The following is a 17,442-nucleotide window of genomic DNA, read 5'->3' as shown; positions in this document are numbered from 1 at the left end:
AACTCCCATTGGATGCGCATCACTTATAATGAAAGAAGTCCGCATACTCATCACGTTCACTTACATCATCATCGCGTTAGATGCGTAGATAATCCAAACGGACAATCCAACAACCATGATAATGATCACAAAAGCAAAGATGATAGAATAAGTGTCCAACTTACCTTCTTCAGAGAAGTTCAAGTGAAGGAAGTACTTCATATGAACAAAGATCTGCACGATTGCGAATATAACAACCGCAATGTAAGTAGGCCCGTTCTCAAATGCTCCAGTCATGACCATCCAAAATGGAATCCCTGTCAAAATGGCTGACAGGATGAATCCTTTAATGTATGAACCATAGCCGACATGCGCATGAGAATTGGCTTGAGAAGAATGATCACTCATTAGACCGCTCCCATCAGATAAACAACAGTGAAAACACAAATCCAAACAACATCTAGGAAATGCCAGAACAAACTTAAGCAGCTAAGACGAGTCACTGTTCGGCTACCAAAGCCAGACTTAACCAGCTCAACCATCAGGATAAGCATCCAGATCAAGCCCGCCGTCACGTGCAAACCGTGGGTACCTACCAGCGCAAAGAACGCAGATAGGAAAGCACTTCTTTGTGGACCGTTTCCTGAATCAATAAGATGATGGAATTCGTATAATTCCATACCAATGAACACGGCACCAAATGCAAAGGTCACAAGCAACCATAGCAAAGTACCGGCTTTATTGTGTTTATGAGCACAAATCATCGAAAAGCCGTACGTAATACTTGAGATAAGCAACACTGCGGTTTCGACGAGGACAAAGTCCAGCTCAAAAATATCTTTACTGGTTACACCACCCGCTGTGTTCATAAAGAGCACAGCGTAGGTGGCAAACAGAGACGCAAATAATAAACAGTCCGTCATCAGGTACAACCAGAATCCGAACACGTTATGAGGTGCTGGATCGTGATCATGGTGCTCATCGTGAGCAATATGTGCATTCATATGTGTCGTGCTCATGATTACCCCTTAGCCACGTTGTTACTGTCTAAATGCGCCGTCTCAGTACGTATGATCTCATCAGGCTGGATATAGTAATCCACATCAGAGGTATAAGCTCGAGACACCAAAGAAATAAACCCTCCCAATAGTCCAAGAGCCGCTAACCACCAAATATGCCAGACAAGAGCAAAGCCCATGACGGTAACGCATCCCGCAATCGCCATACCGGCCTTAGTATTCTTAGGCATATGAATTGGCTCATAGTGGTCTTTACGAACGTAGGCGGTGCCTTTTTCCTTCATATCAGTAAACGCATCGATATCATGAATCGTTGGAATCTCAGCAAAGTTATACACTTGTGGTGGCGACGCAGTCGACCATTCAAGCGTATGTCCATTCCATGGATCGCCTGTTGTATCTAAGTTGTCCTTACGATCACGGAAGCTCACATACAACTGAAGAAGCTGGAAGATAATACCGGCCATAATGACCAATGCACCGATCAATGCTATGTATAACCACATATCCCATTGCGGGTTATTAGTATGGTTTAGACGACGCGTCATTCCCAAGAAGCCCAATACGTACAGAGGCATAAAGGCTAAGAAGAAACCAATTAACCAGCACCAGAAAGCCGCTTTACCTAACTTAGCGTTAAGGTGGAAGCCCATCGCTTTCGGGAACCAGAATGCAAAACCAGCCAAATAGCCAAAGACCGCACCACCAATGATGGTGTTATGGAAGTGGGCAATCAAAAACAAGCTGTTATGCAATACATAGTCCGCACCAGGTACAGCAAGCAATACACCGGTCATACCACCGATGGTGAAGGTCACCATAAAACCAAGTGTCCACAGAACAGGTACCGTAATGCGAAGGCGACCATGGTACATAGTGAACAACCAGTTAAACAATTTCACACCCGTCGGCACCGCGATAATCATTGTCATCACACCGAAGAAGGCGTTGACATTGGCGCTGGAACCCATGGTAAAGAAGTGGTGAAGCCATACGATGAAACCCAGAATGGAAATCGATGCTGTCGCCCATACCATGGACTTGTAACCAAACAAACGCTTGCCCGTAAAGGTCGATACCACTTCAGAGAAGATACCAAATGCAGGAAGCACCAGGATATACACCTCAGGGTGACCCCATGCCCAGAACAAGTTGATATACATCATTGAGTTACCACCACCTTCGTTTGTGAAGAAGTGGAAATCCAAGTAGCGATCAAGCGTCAATAGTGCCAATACAGCAGTCAAAATTGGGAAAGATGCCGCGATCAAGATATTGGCCCAAGTACAAGTCCAAGTGAAGATCGGCATATCCATCAATTTCATACCAGGGGCACGCATTTTGAACACAGTTGCCAAGAAGTTAACGGCAGTCAGTGTTGTACCGATACCCGATATCTGCAATGCCCAAATATAGTAATCAACCCCCACGTCCGGGCTGAACTGCAAACCAGCCAATGGCGGATACGCCACCCACCCTGTTTTTGCAAACTCCCCGATAAACAAAGAAATGTTGATTAGGATGGCGCCACCAGCCGTTAACCAAAAACTTAAGTTGTTTAGGAACGGGAAGGCAACATCACGGGCACCAATCTGCAGCGGCACTACGATGTTCATCAAACCAATCATAAATGGCATCGCCATAAAGATGATCATGATGACACCATGAGCCGTAAAGATTTGATCATAGTGATGCGGAGGCAGATAACCTGGGTCACCATCAGTAGCCAGCGCAAGCTGAGTACGCATTAAGATGGCATCTGAGAAGCCTCGCAGCAACATTATCAAGGCCAGTACAATGTACATGACACCAAGACGTTTATGGTCGATTGACGTTAGCCAATCATTCCAAAGAACCCCCCACTTATTATAGCGAGTGATCAAGAACACAATTACCAAAGCCAACACAGCAACAGCACAGAAGGTTGTTACTAGGATAGGTTCGTGGTATGGAATTGAGTCCAAAGAAAGTTTGCCTAGAATAGACATTATTTGTCTCCCTCCATATGCATCTTGTGAGATGAATCTTCAGACGAGCCGTGGCTCATTTCACCGTGTGCCATCCCACCTTGATTCATATTGCTATTCTTCATCTGACGCATCATTGGGACATCAAAAGAGGTACCTTTCAATATATCCACCGTGCCGTAATCTTTCATGAACTTCATAACGTTATTCATGAAAATACCAGGCTGAATAGAACTATAATATTGAACCGGTGTCGGCTTATAAACGTGAGCATGTAAGTTGTATTTAGCAAGTTCATTGTAAGAACTCTGATTTAAGATGCCGTTGTTTTTCACGCCGCTAATAGATCCAGCTTTCACACCTTCAACCCACTTATCAAAGTCCGCTTCGCTATCCATGGCAATGGCATTAAATTTCATACCCGTAAAGCCAGGACCACTATAGTTAGCCGAATAACCTTTATAGGTACCAGGCTCATTGGCAATCAAATGAAGCTTAGTCACCATACCCGCCATCGAGTAAATTTGACTACCCAACTGAGGAATGAAGAACGAGTTCATTGTTGCCTCAGACGTTATCTTAAATGACACAGGAACGTTAGCTGGGAATCTCAGCTCGTTCACCGAAGCAATACCAAGATCCGGATAGATAAACAACCATTTCCAGTTCATCGAAACGACCTGAACGTTGATATGATCTTTATCCGATTTCAAAGGCTTGTAAGGATCTAATGCATGGGTTGACTTCCAAGTGATCACGCCAAGAATAATGACAATGATAATAGGAATCGCCCAAACAATAGCTTCAATTTTTGTAGAGTGCGACCATTTTGGTTGGTAAATCTCATTGCGACCTTCACGATATTTCCAAGCGAAATAAAGTGTCATAAAGATCACAGGGATTACAACAAGCAGCATAAGAACAGTTGCAACAATAATAAGTTGCTTCTCCTCAATACCGACTTGCCCTTTAGGATCAAGCACGCCACCCTGACAACCAGCGAGTAACGCCACTGTTATCGCCAAAGCGATTTTACTTAGGATACGAGTTAACAAGAGAATCATCCTCTAACCCTGAGGTTCACAACACTGCAACTTGCCCATCAAGAAGCAGAACGAAAAAACCGATACATTACCGGCATTTCAGCAAAGATGTTCCAAGCACTGCGAACAGCACTAAACCACCATTACCTCGTTAGTTCTTATTAACGAAGTAATGGTGTTATTGGATCACCTAAATCTGAAAGAGATAGCTCTACACCTAGCTTCCTGAGGATCATTCGCGATGATCCGAGCAGGAGAACAGCCCAATAAGGTGGTCATTTGACAGCGAGCAAAGTTGATACCTGTCAATGTCAACAGGTATCCAACCAATATAACGAGAGCAGAAACGCTGCTGATTGACAGCAACGCGTCTAGAATTTGGGATTGAAGAACAATGAGATACGATGGAATGAAGGCATCAGACACTAAACAAAACGTCAAAAAAGAGCACATAAAAGCCACTAGCGAAAAAAAGGCCATTTGTGTAGTAAAAGACTCTATTTTAGAGAATAAGGTGCTACATTTGTTCACTTTTTTTTCCAAAAAATTGCTATAAATCCATAAATAAGCCGCTGTATAAATAATGTAGACAGGCAGCTGACACTTTTATTTGTATTTGTTGGGCGGAATATAACAAAAAATACCCACGGCACAAACCCCAGTGTAGCCTTTGAGACCACTTTCTTCACGATTTTTTTTCAAAAATCCTTTTTATAAAACACAAAACGACATTTTATTTACAATATAATGTGCCTATCTTTAGGACAGATTTCTCTACACACCTCAGCCAACGCTTGCACCAAAACGCGCATGACGTCTTCTGGTGTGCTACTAAACCCGAGAATGAATCCCTGTCGGCTAGGCTTGTTTACAAAGTAGTTCGACAAGGTCGATAACAGGAAACCTTGCTCTTTCATCCTCGCCGCGATGACCTCATCCCACAGCGGTTGTTTCAGGCCCTTAGACTCGTCTTCCTCTGTCTGCTCAACGGGGCCATGCGGCTCATCAAACCAACACGGTGCCAATTCAATCAAAACATGCATTCCACCACTTGGTCGTTGCCAAACAAACCAAGGAACAAGACTCGCCTCCAACAGTACCAGCAAGGCATCTCGCTTTAAGCGATAGTAACGGCGCATACGATTCATATGTCGACCAAAGTTCCCCTGAATCATAAAATCCGCTACGGCAGGCTGTATGGGTAAAGAGACGGAAGAACCTAGCAACTTCTGGCTCCTTGCCAATTGTTTAATATGCTTCAAAGGGGCGATAATAAAACCCAAGCGCAGGCCGCGAAAAAGCACCTTGGAAAAGCTACCAATAAAAAACAAACGTTCCTTTGCTACCTCATGCAAACTCGCGGTTTGCATGAGCGGTACATTACTTTGCCCCTGATAGACAAACTCATTGTCATAATCATCTTCTACTAACCACCAAGAAGAGGAGGGATCTTGTAAACGCTGAATCCACTCTTGCCGTCTTGGCGAGCTCATTGTCATACCTAAAGGATACTGTCGGCCGGGTGTCAGCACAGCGACATTATTTGGAGAAAAGCTAGAACCGTCTGCAGATTGCAAACGGGCGCCATCATCGTCCATGGGCAGAAGACCAACGTTTCCTTGTTGTGAAAGTGTCTCGATTATCGGCAAATAAGTGGGATCTTCAACCCACCATTTGGCTTTTTTCGCAACATTGACGAAAACATGTTGCAGCTGTAACAAAGCATCGCGATTACCCGCTGTCAAGAATACTTGCTCAGAATAGCATTGCAAACCTCGAACTTGATAAAGGTAGTCCCTGATTGCTTCTTTCAGCGCTGGCAAACCCGATTCATAATCACCATTTAATACCCTCCAATCCGGTTTTAACCAGCTGCGGCGCATACTAGCAGCCCACTCTTTACTCGGAAAGACAGACACATCCGCCCCAGAGTCAAAGGCTAGCCACGCTTGTTCGACCGACTTTTCCTCATTGGTCATCTTATCTAATTCAATGGGCGACGTAGCTCTGACCGATTGCGCTGCTATGCTACGAATAGTAGTCGCCGCAACAAATACACCACGCTTTTGCTCACTAACGAGAACCCCTTCGGCGATGAGCTGTTCATAGGCTCTGGACGTCGTACTCCGAGACACGCCCAAGGACAATGCCAAGGCCCGCGACGAAGGCAATTTATCGTTTACAGATAATTGCCCAGACGCAATGCCTTGCTGGATTTGCTCAATCAATTGTTGGTAATAGGGCGCATCTTCACTTAAAGAGAAGCGCAAACTGGCTACCGCGTGCTTCATAATCTGGCCTGCTTATTTATCTTCATTCTGGCTATTTTTATTAAAGCCAGATTTCTCTAAAGTCTTGTTATAGCTAGCCATCTAACAAGATACAAGGAGATAATTCATGAGCCAGTCACTCACAGAAACGTCATTAAGCAGAGTAAAGCGCGGCCCAAACCGCGCTTCCTACGATAAAGACCTAGCCCTGGACATTATCGATGCGGCGTTAATGTGTCATGTAGGGCAAACCAAAGACGGCCAAGTCTTCGTTACGCCCACCAGTCATTGGCGAGAAGGTGATTATTTCTACTGGCACGCCCATTCCAAAGCGCGCAATGTCAAAGGACCAATCGACGAGCCTGAAAAAGTTTGCATTAACGTCAGTCTATTGGATGGTTTGGTATTGGCACGTTCTGCCATGCACCATTCGGTGAATTATCGTTCCGTCACCTTATTTGGCGTACCAGAACGTATTGAGGACCAAGAAGAAAAAGTTCGCCAGTTCAAACTCTTCTTAGACAAAGTCAGCCCTGGCCGCTGGGAAACACTACGCCCAGTGAACGAACAGGAAATCAAAGCCACGGGCGTGGTTCGAATCAAAATCGACGAAGCTTCCGTCAAAATGCGCGCCGAACCTCCCGTTGACGACCCAGCCGATAACGACTGGCCAGTATGGGCAGGTGTACTGCCATTGGAAAGACAGTGGGGAAAAGCAGAACAAGATCCGCTTCAACAAGAAGATTACTCAGAACCAACCGCACCTAAGTCATTATAATAATTCAACAAAAATCATTCTAAGCTAACCACAAATCCGATGTCAGGCCTAAAATTAGCTACTCTTCGTAGCCTGACATCATGCATTAAACATAAATTTCAGGCACCTAAAATCGAGACGTGTCCTTATTTCTAAAAATAGAAAAGTATACATTTTTATTTCTATTTTTTATCGATTTAGTTTGTTTTTTGATCAATTTTATTATAGGTTGGAATTTGATAAGATCAAAAAAAGGATTTTTAAATTGAAAAAACTAGTTTATTTAGTTAATGCTGGTAATGATGAGTCTATGGCATCAATCGCTAATGACTACAGTTTTCCTCCTCTTAACATTCTATCCTTGGGAACTTGGTTAAAGAATAGAATGCCTAATCTAAATATTATTTGTCGGGATAGTGGTGTTCTTGGCTTACAAGCAGTGTTAGATGAAATAGAAAAAGAAAAACCATGGATTGTAGGTATCGGAGTTTTAGCAACCTCGTACCAAACAGCTTTAGATATTGCAAAATTTTCGAAGTCAATACAATCTTATACTTTACTAGGAAACGATCAGGCAGCACATTTATCTCAAAATATATTAAAAAATCGGCCGTACATTGATTTCGTTATTGGAGCAGAATATGGAGAGCATCCGCTAGAAATGCTTTTAAAAAAGTTAGCGTATGATGAAGGAGATTTTGAGAGCATTCCTAGCTTAACATATAGAAATGAGTGTGGTGATATTCTAGGATTTAATTTTAAAAAAGACAAAAAAGCACTTACTATTCTCAACTATCCTTTTGAAAAAACAAAAAACCGAAAAACCGAAAAACTGCTTTAGATCAATTTCCAATAATAGATAGAACATTGTACCCACCTTATATGTGGAAGGCCTATTTAGATAATTACATGTCATCTTTTGGTCACCTTCATTGTGGTGTTACTCCAAAAGGGGTTACAACAATGAATCGTGCTCGGGGCTGTAATAGAGCAAATGAAAATATAAAATGTAAACATTGTGATATGTTATTAGATGTAAGCTTTTCTTCAGCTCATATTTTTTGGGAAGAAGTTAGAATAGCAAATCGTCAGGTTGGGGCCGAAATTTTTTATGAGGTCTGTGATAGCTTAACTAGCTTTTCAAGATTCATTAATGAAGTACATGAATCTAAACCAAAAGACTTAGGTTTTGAACCTTTATTTTTTATTTATGAGCAAGCTTTAGATATTGTTCGATCTCCGGAATTGTCAAAACAACTTAAGGATATCGGTGTATATAAAATGAATATAGGTCTTGAGTCTGGATGTGATATAACCCTTAAGGATATGAAAGGGATAAAGGATAGTGTGGATATAAATTATCAAGCTCTTAAAATAGTTAAGTCTCACAATATTGCCGTCTACGGATCTTTTGTTTTGGGAACAGATCTCGAAACTGAAGAAACATTAACAACAACCATAAATTGGATAAAAAAAATCATTGATGAAGATCTTATTAACGATGTTGAAGCCCAACCAATACTTCCTTTGCCAAATAATTTTTATGGGAAGAAATTATTTCCAAAATCAAAAAATTATAATGCAGAGAGTGATTGGCCGTTAGACATTGATGAGGTATCTAGGGAATACATTAATACATACTCAGGAGTTTCATATGATCGCTGTATTGAAGCTGTAAATGAAATTAGAAGTTATGCAGCGAGAAAAAAAATAAACTTTGGTAGCGGAGTATCCAAAAAAAATAATTATGCCTAAATCTATCAGTCTTCACACAGGGGCAGCGCTATCCTTTTCATCTATTATAGGCGCAGGCATCTTATTTATTCCAAGCTCGGTGCTTTATTATGCTGGAGGCTATGTAAATTTAATTATTTTTATCGGCTTTTTGTTTTCTATTTTTTTTAGCTTCATGTTTTATAGAATTTCAGTTCTATCAATGTCTAGTTTAGATGATTTGGTAGTAAATTTCATTGGAGAAAAATTCAAAAACATAATACCTATTTTGTTATCTTCTGCTCTGGCAATTGGTTTACCTATTGCTGGAGTGTTTTCTTCCAAAATTACCGGTTATTTTTTTGATTTAGAAAGAAATGGTGAGTTTGTTATTTGCATTTTTATATTCTTATTTTCATTTTATATAAATACATTCCGCTTTACATTTTTAAGCATAGTGCAATTTGCAATTGTCATTCTTGTATTTTTCTCGATTTTAATATTGTTTCTAAATACTCAAGGAATTGAAAAAAATGATATGAATAATTTTACACCTCACAGTTTCTACTCAGCTTTACTAGTCACAATTCTAGCCTTTGCTGGTTTGGAAAACATGCCGTCTATTAGTAGCAGATTCGGCAGTAAAAAAATTAAATATTTTTTTACTATGGTTTTAGGTTCATTTTTAGCTATGGCTGTATATTTTTTTCTTATTTATATAATAATGAAAAACACAAAGAGTCAGATAGACCCTAATTCATTATCATGGTTAATACAAAATAACAGCAGTCTAAATTTAATGGCGATATTTCCCATCATCTTAATTTTTATGGCTGTTTTAGGAAATATCGTCACTTGGAATATTGGTATGACTTCCTTATTAAAGGATGTTACAAGGTACTCTAAAATTAAGATACAATCCATATCGACTTTTATTTTTGTTTTTATTACATCTATAATCCTTTATAGTCATATAGATATCAACACTTTGGTTTCTCAAGTAGGAGCTATATTTTCATTAATATATGTTTTATTAATATTCTCATATATTAAAATAGAGCTAAAAAAACCTTTCAGATTTTTAGCTTTTTTTGTTTCTATTTTTATGACATTGATATTGATCTATAACTTTTTATTTTTATCATACTCATTTTTAGTGGTTGTTTTTTTATTGCTTTTCAATTTATTCAGGAGGAAATATGACAAAAGATTTTTTTGATCAAGGATTGATTAATGGTGAACACACCTTACATCCAAAAGAAATTGATGAAATAATATCAAAAATTGATTTTATTATAAATAATCCAGATAGATTTCACATTATATATGAACTAGATGGAATCACACCTAGAAGTATAGCAAATCCTCATATTGAGATGAGTTACTTTGACCTTATAATTAAAAACCCTAAGATATTAAGTCAGGTGATTGATATATTAGGTGAAGATGTGTACGTATTTCAATTTGGAATAAATTTAAAAAGTTCTTTTAGTGGAGGGGTATGGAGTTGGCATAGAGATTTTCCAACCTATCATAACGAAGATAACATCCCTCTTCCAAATATGGTGAATGTATTGATTTATTTAGACGATTTTTATCGAGATAACGGTAGTTTTCAATATATTTTAGAATCTCATAAATCTAATATTAAAAACACTGAATTTTCTTATAAAGACACTCCACATAAGTTAATTTATGCTTTAAAAGAAGATATAAAGTATTGGATTGATCGAAATGGAATAAGCTATGGTGATGATAAGAGAGGGACAATAAAAATGATGCATACTAATTTATTACATTCCTCAACGGCCAACCTAAGCAGTTCTCCAAGACGCTTAATAACACTGACTTATAATGCAATTTCAAACAAATCAATTAAGCGAAGCTCTAGACCTGATATTGTCTTAGATGACTCTAACATCCAAAAAATTAGTATGTTAAAAAATTAGTTATCTCAAAAAACACTCAATTTATTTACTAGCACTTATAAAGCCCCTATGATAGGATAAAATCATGAACTATTTACTAGCACGCACACATCGATTTATCCGCCTCCGAGTCCCTACACTGGACCCGGCGGCTTTGTTCTACTTGAAATAACCTTTCATAGACAAGCTCTCTCCGAGTCCCGACTCGGAGGAATCCAAAAAAGACGACTTTCACCTTTTATCTTGGATTTATGGAGCATAACTATGTCTACTAACAACGATTTAACCTACGAATATCTCACCCACGAACAACTGCTTAAGGCACTCTCTCTACGCGACCTAACCAACCCAAAGCAAGGCATTCATGCCATGCAACAGCTCATCAGCGAGGCCGAAACCGCCATCCAATCCCTGTGGTCTTGTTACATTCAAAGGCTAAACGCCAACCCCATAGTGCCCGTTTACGAAAACTATGACGCCCTTGGCTATCCCGACGATGGTGCCTCCAGAGACAGTCGCTATAGCCGTTATGTCAATAAAGATTTAATGCTACGAACGCAAACCTCTAGCGCTGTTCCCGCTTGGTTAAGCAGCTGGCGACATTATCGTCCAGAGTCACTTGGATTATTAAGTCATGGCCTTGTCTATCGTCGCGACTGCATTGATCGCTGGCACAGTGCTGAGCCCCACCAACTGGATATCTGGATTGTCCTGCCGAAAAGCCAAGCCAGTGACGAACAGATTTTGCATGACAGTATTGCCGCATTAATGGGCACCTTATTACCCAACCATAAAGTGGAAATTTCCACCTCACCCCATCCATATACCCAAAACGGTGTGCAGCTGGATGCCATTGAACAAGGCAACATTGATCAGAGTGAACTTGTCGAAATAGGCGAGTGTGGCAACATAGATCCCGCCTTACTTGATCGAAATGGCTGGTCTAGTGAACACTATACGGGCCTTGCTATGGGGTTGGGATTGGATAGAGTACTTATGCTACGCAAGGGCATCCCTGACATTCGCTTATTACGCGACCCAGAACCTAGAGTGCAAACACAAATGCAAACCCTCTCACCTTGGCAACCAGTCTCTCGACAACCCATAACAGAACGAGACCTCTCCCTCGTTGTCGATCAACATATCGATATGGACATCATTGGCGATAAAGTGCGCTTAGCACTGGAAGAACAAGCCGAGTGGTTAGAAGACATTCGACTTATCTCACGAACGCCCTATCACGCGCTGCCACCAGTCGCCATCGCAAGGCTTGGCATAGCCGAACACCAAGACAATCTCTTATTACGTTTAGTGCTTCGTCATCCTAGCCAAAGCCTGCCCACCGCGTTAGCCAATGAAATCCGCAATACCGTGTATTTAGCGCTTAACGAGGGCAGCCAGACGCATTTAGCCATCTAACTCTTTTTGAAAAAAGCACGACAACTCAAAAAGCACAGAGATATATTCCCCTGTGCTTTTTATATCTTGTTGGCAATTTTATACGCCAAACTGTGCAGAAAAGGCCCTGCTATTAAACAGGGAACTTCAACCCGCCAGCGATGCGGTTCCAAGCGTTAATATTACCGATGGCCGCTGTTAAAAAAGCAATTTCTGATTCAGTAAATTGTTTCACTAATTCGTCATAGGATGTACTAGGCACTTTTTGTTGGGCCATCAAGGTTAACGCCTCGGACCAATCTAACGCTGCACGCTCTCGATCTGAAAAGAGATCAACCTCTCGCCATTTGGATACGGACTCCATCTTTTCTTGAGACAACCCCACTTTACGACCAAAAGAAAAATGCAGCTGTAGGCAGAAAGCGCAGTTGTTCATTTGCGAGACACGAATTTTCACAACCTCTGTGAGCGCTTTATCTAAACCTGAATCATCAATTGCCTTCCCAAGGGCTTTTAACGCCGCCACCACAGCGGGTGTAGATTTTTCATAACTTACATAATCAAAGTAAACGGATGCTTCTTTCATGATTCACTTTCTCCCTCACAAACATTAATATAAGAACTCGAACATTATAAAAGATATCAGAGTTCTTACATTATGAGCAAGAAGAAACCATCTCATAGCCGCATTCCAGACGTTGGCGAAGGCAAACGTGGCGTAGAAGGTCATATTAGCTATTTACTAAGACAGGCACATGGAAGCCATAAAATACGTATGGAAAAAGCCCTAACGGAATATGACATCACCCTACCTCAGTTTTCAGTACTCACTATGCTTGATGCCTACCCAGGTGCCTCGGGGGCAGATCTGGCAAGATTGTCACTGCTCACACCGCAAACCATGAGCGTGATCGTGAAAAATTTAGACAAAGCCGGCCTAGTGACCCGACGTCCACACCAAGAACATGGTCGAATTCAAGTCATTGACGTCACTGACTCAGGCAAGACACTTCTAAGCAAGTGCAAAACAGCTGTGGCATTAGCCGAAGCGGATTTATTAAAAGGCTTTACCAAAGACGAAGAAGCCATCATCCGACACTGGCTTGTCACAACCGCCCAAAATACATAAACAGAACACTGGGGAGATTCAAAAACAGGTTATAGGAGAAAACACCAATGACTCTGGATTCATTGATCTGAAATGCGTAGGAACTTGGGGGATGCAATGGAGAACACAACCCATTATGTTTTATCTGGAATTTATGGCACTGGCTGACTTATAAGCATCCCCCATTGATCCAAGATGTATTCCCCTGCGTTTTTTATATCTTGTTGGCAATTTTATACGCCAAGCTGTGCAGAAAAGGCCCTGCGATAAAGGAGATGATGCCAGCGGCTGGCCAAGCTAACGCCCAAGCATTCATCCAGAAACGAACAAAATCCGGATGCATGCCGATGTTCACGTAAGTGATCCACGCTGACATAATCAGTGACAAGGTAAACGACATAAGAACAGCAAAAATAATTCTGTGCTTCATATAAACACTCCTATCGTTAAATTTTCTTTGAAACAAGACTAGCAAGCATCTATATGTGTAATATATAGCTAAATTTAATAATTCATTTTACAAATATGCAAATGTTAGACGACTTAAAGATTTTTATCACCGCTGCTAATAAAAATAGCCTCACGGCGGCGGCACAGCATCTTGATATGACCATCGCCACTGTGTCCCGTCGTATCAGTGCCCTCGAACAAAAACTTGGCTGCGAGTTATTACATCGTTCAACAAAAGGGCTCACACTCACACCAGCAGGAGAAGCTTATTATCAAGAATGTGCTGAGTTTGTTGATGCCCTAGACCAACGCATTTCTAACCTTGATCAAACCTTGAACAGCTTACAAGGGGATTTAAAGGTTTTAGCACCGGTGAATCTAGGCAGTGGACCACTGGACGCATTTTGGCAAGGGTTTATCCAACTGTATCCAGATATCAGACTGGACATAGAATTAAGCAATACTCTGCAAGACATAATCAGTACCCGCGCAGACATCGCTCTGCGCTCTGGCCCACAACCAAACTCCTCATTGATACAAAAACGGCTGGGACACATCGAACCCATTTTAGTCGCTTCTCCCAACATGCCGCATCCTCTGCCTCATTCTATTGAAGAGTTGAAAAATGCACCGAGTATCGCCTCGCAAATGTTTTCCGATTGGCCGTTAATCAATAGTGCAGGGGAAAGGCATGCGCTGAATAAAGACCATCAGCACATCAGCAACGATATGAACATCACACTCAACCTGACCAAGGCAGGGGCAGGTATTTCGTTAATTCCAATGAGTATTGTCAATACCGACCTAAAAAAGGGAGAGCTAATTCGAGTATTGCCAGAATGGCGTGGGCAAGATAGGGAGATTTATTTAGTGTGGCCTTATCGACGCAGCTTATCAGCCAGAGCCTCATTATTTAAAGATGAGTTAATGTCATTCCTTGAAAAGCAAACTTGGTTTCACCCAACACCTTAGTCAGCCGTTCTTTTATACACCATCGTGATCGCCATTCAAAATACCAATGACAACGACCCCATTGGCCCTTTGTAGAGGAATGTACTAAATAAAATTAGGTGAGCAGTTTAACGCTTTGCTGACGGGGCTTTCTCTGTCGATGATTTGATTCACAATAATGAACAATAGATTGTTCGACACCCACAACATTACCCGTTCTTGATCCAAATTCAGAGGCGATACAAAGCCAATTTTCTGAGGATATATTGAGTCGTTGAAGAATCGGCAACAGTGAGGCATTTATAGCGCCACGTTTATCTTCTCGGATGATTCGCCCAGTCATATCAACCAATTCAAGATAATCTGATAATTCAAAAGGTAGGCCATCCGACATGTTTTCTCTGGGGTTACCGACAAAAGGATAAAGCAATTTTGGTTGCTTTTGATGTTTATTAGCTGCGACCACACGCTTTTTAACGCTAGTAAATTCCGAAGCTTCAAGCGTTTCACTTATTTTTGCCCTTAACGGATTAAGATCAACATAAGTCATACAAGCAGCGCCTGAGATTTAAAACGACCTTACCACTAATTTTGTAAAAATTTGAACCGCTTTAGCGGGCCCGAAGGGTGAGCGAGTGAAACGATGCGAATAGTACCTACCAGTGCAGTTGTCTTCAAAATTTGCTTGTCGAGCAATTGGCTCATTAAGCTCTTTCACGTGTGCCCTTTAGGGTATAAACCAGCTAATGTCCATAAGGCGGCTTCTATAAGTATCAGCAAACACTTCTACCAAAGCCATTGCATAGTCTGGCAATGATTCCCCTCTTACATATTGCTGAGTAAACAAGGTGCCTTTATGTAACTTATGCCACCTTTGCAGAACCTCTAATGTAGACCACTTCGCCGCTTTTTCTACATTGATATGCAACACCACATGAAGATGGTTACTCATTACCGCATAGGTACACACATCGATAGTAAAGACACTGGTTAAAAATAACAAACTCCCTTCAACCCAGCCACGGCGGTGCTCAAAGCTTGCACCAGAAACCAGTTGCCATCCAGTACCCAAGTTTTATTTGTGGCCTCAGCCTCCCGAATCTCTACCAAGCTACGCTCTGATATTAAATTGAGGATGTGAAGAGACTATCCTTTAATTAACCATAAAGATCATGACGAATTGCATGCTCATAGTTTTCATCAATTGCCTTTGCCACATCGTTACTCTGATTGGTCATCGCCGCAAGCATTTGCCCCGGTGTTGGCAGGCTTTCTCGGTCAAGTTTGGAAGCATCATCCCATAACCTAGCTCTGTTCACTGCCTTGCCGCAGTGAAAAAGCACTTCATCTACACTAACAACAATCGCAGTTTTGGGCGTCTTACTTCCCTCACAAAGTTCATGGCAAATTGTTGCCTCATTGGTAATGTGACCTCGACCATTAATGCGCATAAACACCCCAAGTCCCGGGAACAAAAAAAGCATCCCGATCCGGTTGTCATGCACAAGGTTACGCATAGACTCGATACGGTTATTTCCTGGCCAGTCTGCGAAAGCCAATGTCTTATTGTTAACAACATGAACGAAACCTGGCGGACCACCACGAGGCGAAGCATCTAACCCTGTATCTCGTCCTGTTGCCAAACAAAAAAAAGTAGCTTTCGCAAGATACTCCATATGGAAAGACATAAGTTCAGGCATTACTGCCTTCTGAATATGCTCTAGTGGTGGATCATAAAGTTGATCAAGATCGGACTCGATAAGAATTGATTTAGATTGAGTCATGGTCATATCCCCGTGATGTCTAGTATCGACTCTATAAAGCATAGCAAGACAGTTATGGCCGTGCTAAGCTAGTTATGCCATTCAATGTCGAGTTTACGCCATGCTTGAAGAAAAGTTTCTTATCGCCGAAAGAGATCCGAACCACCCTATAATGACGGCTTTCTATGATAAAAGACCTCTGGAACGACACAACTTTGGCATGCATAGCCATCACCGAGGTCAACTCTCGGGGTTGCGAAAAGGCCTATTCACTATGGGAACAGAGCAAGGTGCCTGGGTGATCTCAGCCGAGAATGCAGTATGGCTTCCGCCTCAGCAACCTCACTACGGGTGGACCCATGGAGCCGTTGAGGTCTGGCGTTGCTATATTGCTGAACAGGCCTGTATGAACTTGCCTAGCCACCCTTGCGCAATGAAAATCTCTGGCCTGCTTCGCGAAGCAGTAATACGAGCAGCTCAATGGCCAGAAATAGAATTAAACGAAAGCCAATTACGCATCACCTCTGTTATTCTCGACGAGCTACAAATCGCGACCACTGAACCTTTCGGTTTGCCTATGAGCACTGAACTTTTCGGTTTGCCTATGCCCAATGACCCTCGACTCTTTCGCATCGCCAGGGCCTTACTTGATAACCCAGGAAACCAGCGCAGCCAAGCACAGTGGGCACAATGGAGCGGCATTTCAGAGCGGACTCTAAGCCGACGCTTTATTGCAGAAACAGGTTATACCTATATTGCTTGGAAACAGCGGGCAAAGCTGATGCGTGCTTTGGAAATGCTGGCAACAGGAGTGCCAGTTACCAACGTCGCCTTAGATCTTGGCTATGATAGTGTCAGCGCCTTTATTGCATTATTTAAACGAACATTAGGTGTTACACCATCCGCCTACTTTTCTAACACCTGAATCAATAGAGTCATCCATAAATCAGTCAGTGTCATTGATTATTCTTATCTCTAAATGCTTTGGGTTTCCTGTCTCCTCCCCGCCCTAAAGATTCGTTCATCTACCTGTTTTTTCTTCGATTGCGGTTTTAAAACGATCATCACCCAGCACCCAAGCTTTGTTTGTAGCCTC

Annotated in this window: 19 protein-coding genes; 9 read left to right on the top strand and 10 right to left on the bottom strand. The window is 41.7% G+C overall.

Features of this window, described 5'->3' with window-relative positions; genetic code table 11:
• Window positions 1-60: 60 nt before the first annotated feature.
• The 5 genes from cyoD to AC0VYG_RS00500 all read right to left on the bottom strand — a co-directional run bounded on the left by cyoD (window position 61) and on the right by AC0VYG_RS00500 (window position 6,299).
• Window positions 61-387 (bottom strand): cytochrome o ubiquinol oxidase subunit IV, encoded by a 327-nt coding sequence (gene cyoD, locus AC0VYG_RS00520; RefSeq protein ID WP_475430411.1) that lies wholly within the window; start codon window positions 385-387, stop codon window positions 61-63.
• Window positions 387-998 carry a cytochrome o ubiquinol oxidase subunit III gene (gene cyoC, locus AC0VYG_RS00515; protein WP_475430410.1) on the bottom strand — a complete coding sequence of 204 codons (612 nt, stop codon included), beginning with the start codon at window positions 996-998 and terminating at the stop codon, window positions 387-389. The genes cyoD and cyoC overlap by 1 nt, the downstream gene beginning before the upstream one ends.
• A 2-nt stretch (window positions 999-1,000) precedes the next feature.
• The gene (gene cyoB / locus AC0VYG_RS00510; protein ID WP_475430409.1) at window positions 1,001-2,986 is read right to left on the bottom strand and encodes a cytochrome o ubiquinol oxidase subunit I; all 1,986 of its coding nucleotides are present in this window, start codon (window positions 2,984-2,986) and stop codon (window positions 1,001-1,003) included.
• Entirely contained in the window at window positions 2,986-4,029 is a 1,044-nt protein-coding gene (gene cyoA, locus AC0VYG_RS00505) for a ubiquinol oxidase subunit II (protein ID WP_475430408.1), read from the bottom strand. Before cyoA ends, cyoB begins: the two co-directional genes overlap by 1 nt.
• A 716-nt stretch (window positions 4,030-4,745) precedes the next feature.
• Window positions 4,746-6,299, bottom strand: coding sequence for an aminotransferase-like domain-containing protein (locus tag AC0VYG_RS00500; RefSeq protein WP_475430407.1), 1,554 nt, complete (start codon window positions 6,297-6,299; stop codon window positions 4,746-4,748).
• A gap of 106 nt (window positions 6,300-6,405) precedes the next feature.
• On the opposite strand from AC0VYG_RS00500, the gene AC0VYG_RS00495 reads away from it, so the two are divergent.
• The 6 genes from AC0VYG_RS00495 to srmL all read left to right on the top strand — a co-directional run bounded on the left by AC0VYG_RS00495 (window position 6,406) and on the right by srmL (window position 12,095).
• Complete coding sequence (locus AC0VYG_RS00495; RefSeq protein ID WP_475430406.1) at window positions 6,406-7,056, top strand: pyridoxamine 5'-phosphate oxidase family protein; 651 nt, start codon at window positions 6,406-6,408, stop codon at window positions 7,054-7,056.
• Window positions 7,057-7,300: 244 nt separating this feature from the next.
• Window positions 7,301-7,876, top strand: coding sequence for a hypothetical protein (locus AC0VYG_RS00490; RefSeq protein WP_475430405.1), 576 nt, complete (start codon window positions 7,301-7,303; stop codon window positions 7,874-7,876).
• Between the two features lie 68 nt (window positions 7,877-7,944).
• Window positions 7,945-8,790: a hypothetical protein gene (locus AC0VYG_RS00485; protein ID WP_475430404.1), complete on the top strand. Its 846-nt coding sequence runs from the start codon at window positions 7,945-7,947 to the stop codon at window positions 8,788-8,790.
• The gene (locus AC0VYG_RS00480; protein WP_475430403.1) at window positions 8,783-9,967 is read left to right on the top strand and encodes an APC family permease; all 1,185 of its coding nucleotides are present in this window, start codon (window positions 8,783-8,785) and stop codon (window positions 9,965-9,967) included. The genes AC0VYG_RS00485 and AC0VYG_RS00480 overlap by 8 nt, the downstream gene beginning before the upstream one ends.
• On the top strand, window positions 9,948-10,697 hold the full coding sequence (locus AC0VYG_RS00475) for a phytanoyl-CoA dioxygenase family protein (protein WP_475430402.1): 750 nt from the start codon (window positions 9,948-9,950) through the stop codon (window positions 10,695-10,697). The genes AC0VYG_RS00480 and AC0VYG_RS00475 overlap by 20 nt, the downstream gene beginning before the upstream one ends.
• A gap of 243 nt (window positions 10,698-10,940) precedes the next feature.
• Window positions 10,941-12,095: a PheS-related mystery ligase SrmL gene (gene srmL / locus AC0VYG_RS00470; RefSeq protein WP_475430401.1), complete on the top strand. Its 1,155-nt coding sequence runs from the start codon at window positions 10,941-10,943 to the stop codon at window positions 12,093-12,095.
• Between the two features lie 112 nt (window positions 12,096-12,207).
• Here srmL and AC0VYG_RS00465 read toward each other — a convergent pair whose 3' ends face one another.
• Complete coding sequence (locus AC0VYG_RS00465; RefSeq protein ID WP_475430400.1) at window positions 12,208-12,660, bottom strand: carboxymuconolactone decarboxylase family protein; 453 nt, start codon at window positions 12,658-12,660, stop codon at window positions 12,208-12,210.
• A 72-nt stretch (window positions 12,661-12,732) separates the two neighbouring features.
• Between AC0VYG_RS00465 and AC0VYG_RS00460 the strand changes: the two genes are divergently transcribed.
• A complete protein-coding gene (locus AC0VYG_RS00460; RefSeq protein ID WP_475430399.1) occupies window positions 12,733-13,203 on the top strand; it encodes a MarR family winged helix-turn-helix transcriptional regulator in 471 nt (156 codons plus the stop codon).
• Between the two features lie 193 nt (window positions 13,204-13,396).
• Here AC0VYG_RS00460 and AC0VYG_RS00455 read toward each other — a convergent pair whose 3' ends face one another.
• Window positions 13,397-13,612: a DUF2798 domain-containing protein gene (locus AC0VYG_RS00455; RefSeq protein WP_199475654.1), complete on the bottom strand. Its 216-nt coding sequence runs from the start codon at window positions 13,610-13,612 to the stop codon at window positions 13,397-13,399.
• Between the two features lie 101 nt (window positions 13,613-13,713).
• Between AC0VYG_RS00455 and AC0VYG_RS00450 the strand changes: the two genes are divergently transcribed.
• Window positions 13,714-14,604, top strand: coding sequence for a LysR family transcriptional regulator (locus AC0VYG_RS00450; RefSeq protein WP_067012945.1), 891 nt, complete (start codon window positions 13,714-13,716; stop codon window positions 14,602-14,604).
• A gap of 94 nt (window positions 14,605-14,698) precedes the next feature.
• On the opposite strand, the gene AC0VYG_RS00445 is transcribed toward AC0VYG_RS00450, so the two are convergent.
• From AC0VYG_RS00445 to AC0VYG_RS00435, 3 genes are all read right to left on the bottom strand, one after another.
• Window positions 14,699-15,133: a hypothetical protein gene (locus AC0VYG_RS00445; RefSeq protein WP_475430398.1), complete on the bottom strand. Its 435-nt coding sequence runs from the start codon at window positions 15,131-15,133 to the stop codon at window positions 14,699-14,701.
• A 177-nt stretch (window positions 15,134-15,310) separates the two neighbouring features.
• Window positions 15,311-15,655 (bottom strand): hypothetical protein, encoded by a 345-nt coding sequence (locus AC0VYG_RS00440; RefSeq protein WP_475430397.1) that lies wholly within the window; start codon window positions 15,653-15,655, stop codon window positions 15,311-15,313.
• A gap of 85 nt (window positions 15,656-15,740) precedes the next feature.
• Entirely contained in the window at window positions 15,741-16,367 is a 627-nt protein-coding gene (locus AC0VYG_RS00435) for an MSMEG_1061 family FMN-dependent PPOX-type flavoprotein (protein ID WP_475430396.1), read from the bottom strand.
• Between the two features lie 100 nt (window positions 16,368-16,467).
• Between AC0VYG_RS00435 and AC0VYG_RS00430 the strand changes: the two genes are divergently transcribed.
• Window positions 16,468-17,271, top strand: coding sequence for an AraC family transcriptional regulator (locus AC0VYG_RS00430; RefSeq protein WP_475430395.1), 804 nt, complete (start codon window positions 16,468-16,470; stop codon window positions 17,269-17,271).
• The last annotated feature ends 171 nt before the right edge of the window (window positions 17,272-17,442 follow it).

Source organism: Marinomonas sp. 63XJN7_7_ISO-PGPR-S23-202 (assembly GCF_056173505.1).
This window is presented reverse-complemented; position numbering and strand designations above follow the sequence as displayed.

Bases quoted from the DNA above. Each gene is read 5' to 3' on its own strand.
- cyoD (WP_475430411.1), bottom strand. From the start codon at position 387: ATGAGTGATCATTCTTCTCAAGCCAATTCTCATGCGCATGTCGGCTAT.
- cyoC (WP_475430410.1), bottom strand. From the start codon at position 998: ATGAGCACGACACATATGAATGCACATATTGCTCACGATGAGCACCAT.
- cyoB (WP_475430409.1), bottom strand. From the start codon at position 2,986: ATGTCTATTCTAGGCAAACTTTCTTTGGACTCAATTCCATACCACGAA.
- cyoA (WP_475430408.1), bottom strand. From the start codon at position 4,029: ATGATTCTCTTGTTAACTCGTATCCTAAGTAAAATCGCTTTGGCGATA.
- AC0VYG_RS00500 (WP_475430407.1), bottom strand. From the start codon at position 6,299: ATGAAGCACGCGGTAGCCAGTTTGCGCTTCTCTTTAAGTGAAGATGCG.
- AC0VYG_RS00495 (WP_475430406.1), top strand. From the start codon at position 6,406: ATGAGCCAGTCACTCACAGAAACGTCATTAAGCAGAGTAAAGCGCGGC.
- AC0VYG_RS00485 (WP_475430404.1), top strand. From the start codon at position 7,945: ATGTCATCTTTTGGTCACCTTCATTGTGGTGTTACTCCAAAAGGGGTT.
- AC0VYG_RS00480 (WP_475430403.1), top strand. From the start codon at position 8,783: ATGCCTAAATCTATCAGTCTTCACACAGGGGCAGCGCTATCCTTTTCA.
- AC0VYG_RS00475 (WP_475430402.1), top strand. From the start codon at position 9,948: ATGACAAAAGATTTTTTTGATCAAGGATTGATTAATGGTGAACACACC.
- srmL (WP_475430401.1), top strand. From the start codon at position 10,941: ATGTCTACTAACAACGATTTAACCTACGAATATCTCACCCACGAACAA.
- AC0VYG_RS00465 (WP_475430400.1), bottom strand. From the start codon at position 12,660: ATGAAAGAAGCATCCGTTTACTTTGATTATGTAAGTTATGAAAAATCT.
- AC0VYG_RS00460 (WP_475430399.1), top strand. From the start codon at position 12,733: ATGAGCAAGAAGAAACCATCTCATAGCCGCATTCCAGACGTTGGCGAA.
- AC0VYG_RS00455 (WP_199475654.1), bottom strand. From the start codon at position 13,612: ATGAAGCACAGAATTATTTTTGCTGTTCTTATGTCGTTTACCTTGTCA.
- AC0VYG_RS00450 (WP_067012945.1), top strand. From the start codon at position 13,714: ATGTTAGACGACTTAAAGATTTTTATCACCGCTGCTAATAAAAATAGC.
- AC0VYG_RS00445 (WP_475430398.1), bottom strand. From the start codon at position 15,133: ATGACTTATGTTGATCTTAATCCGTTAAGGGCAAAAATAAGTGAAACG.
- AC0VYG_RS00435 (WP_475430396.1), bottom strand. From the start codon at position 16,367: ATGACTCAATCTAAATCAATTCTTATCGAGTCCGATCTTGATCAACTT.
- AC0VYG_RS00430 (WP_475430395.1), top strand. From the start codon at position 16,468: ATGCTTGAAGAAAAGTTTCTTATCGCCGAAAGAGATCCGAACCACCCT.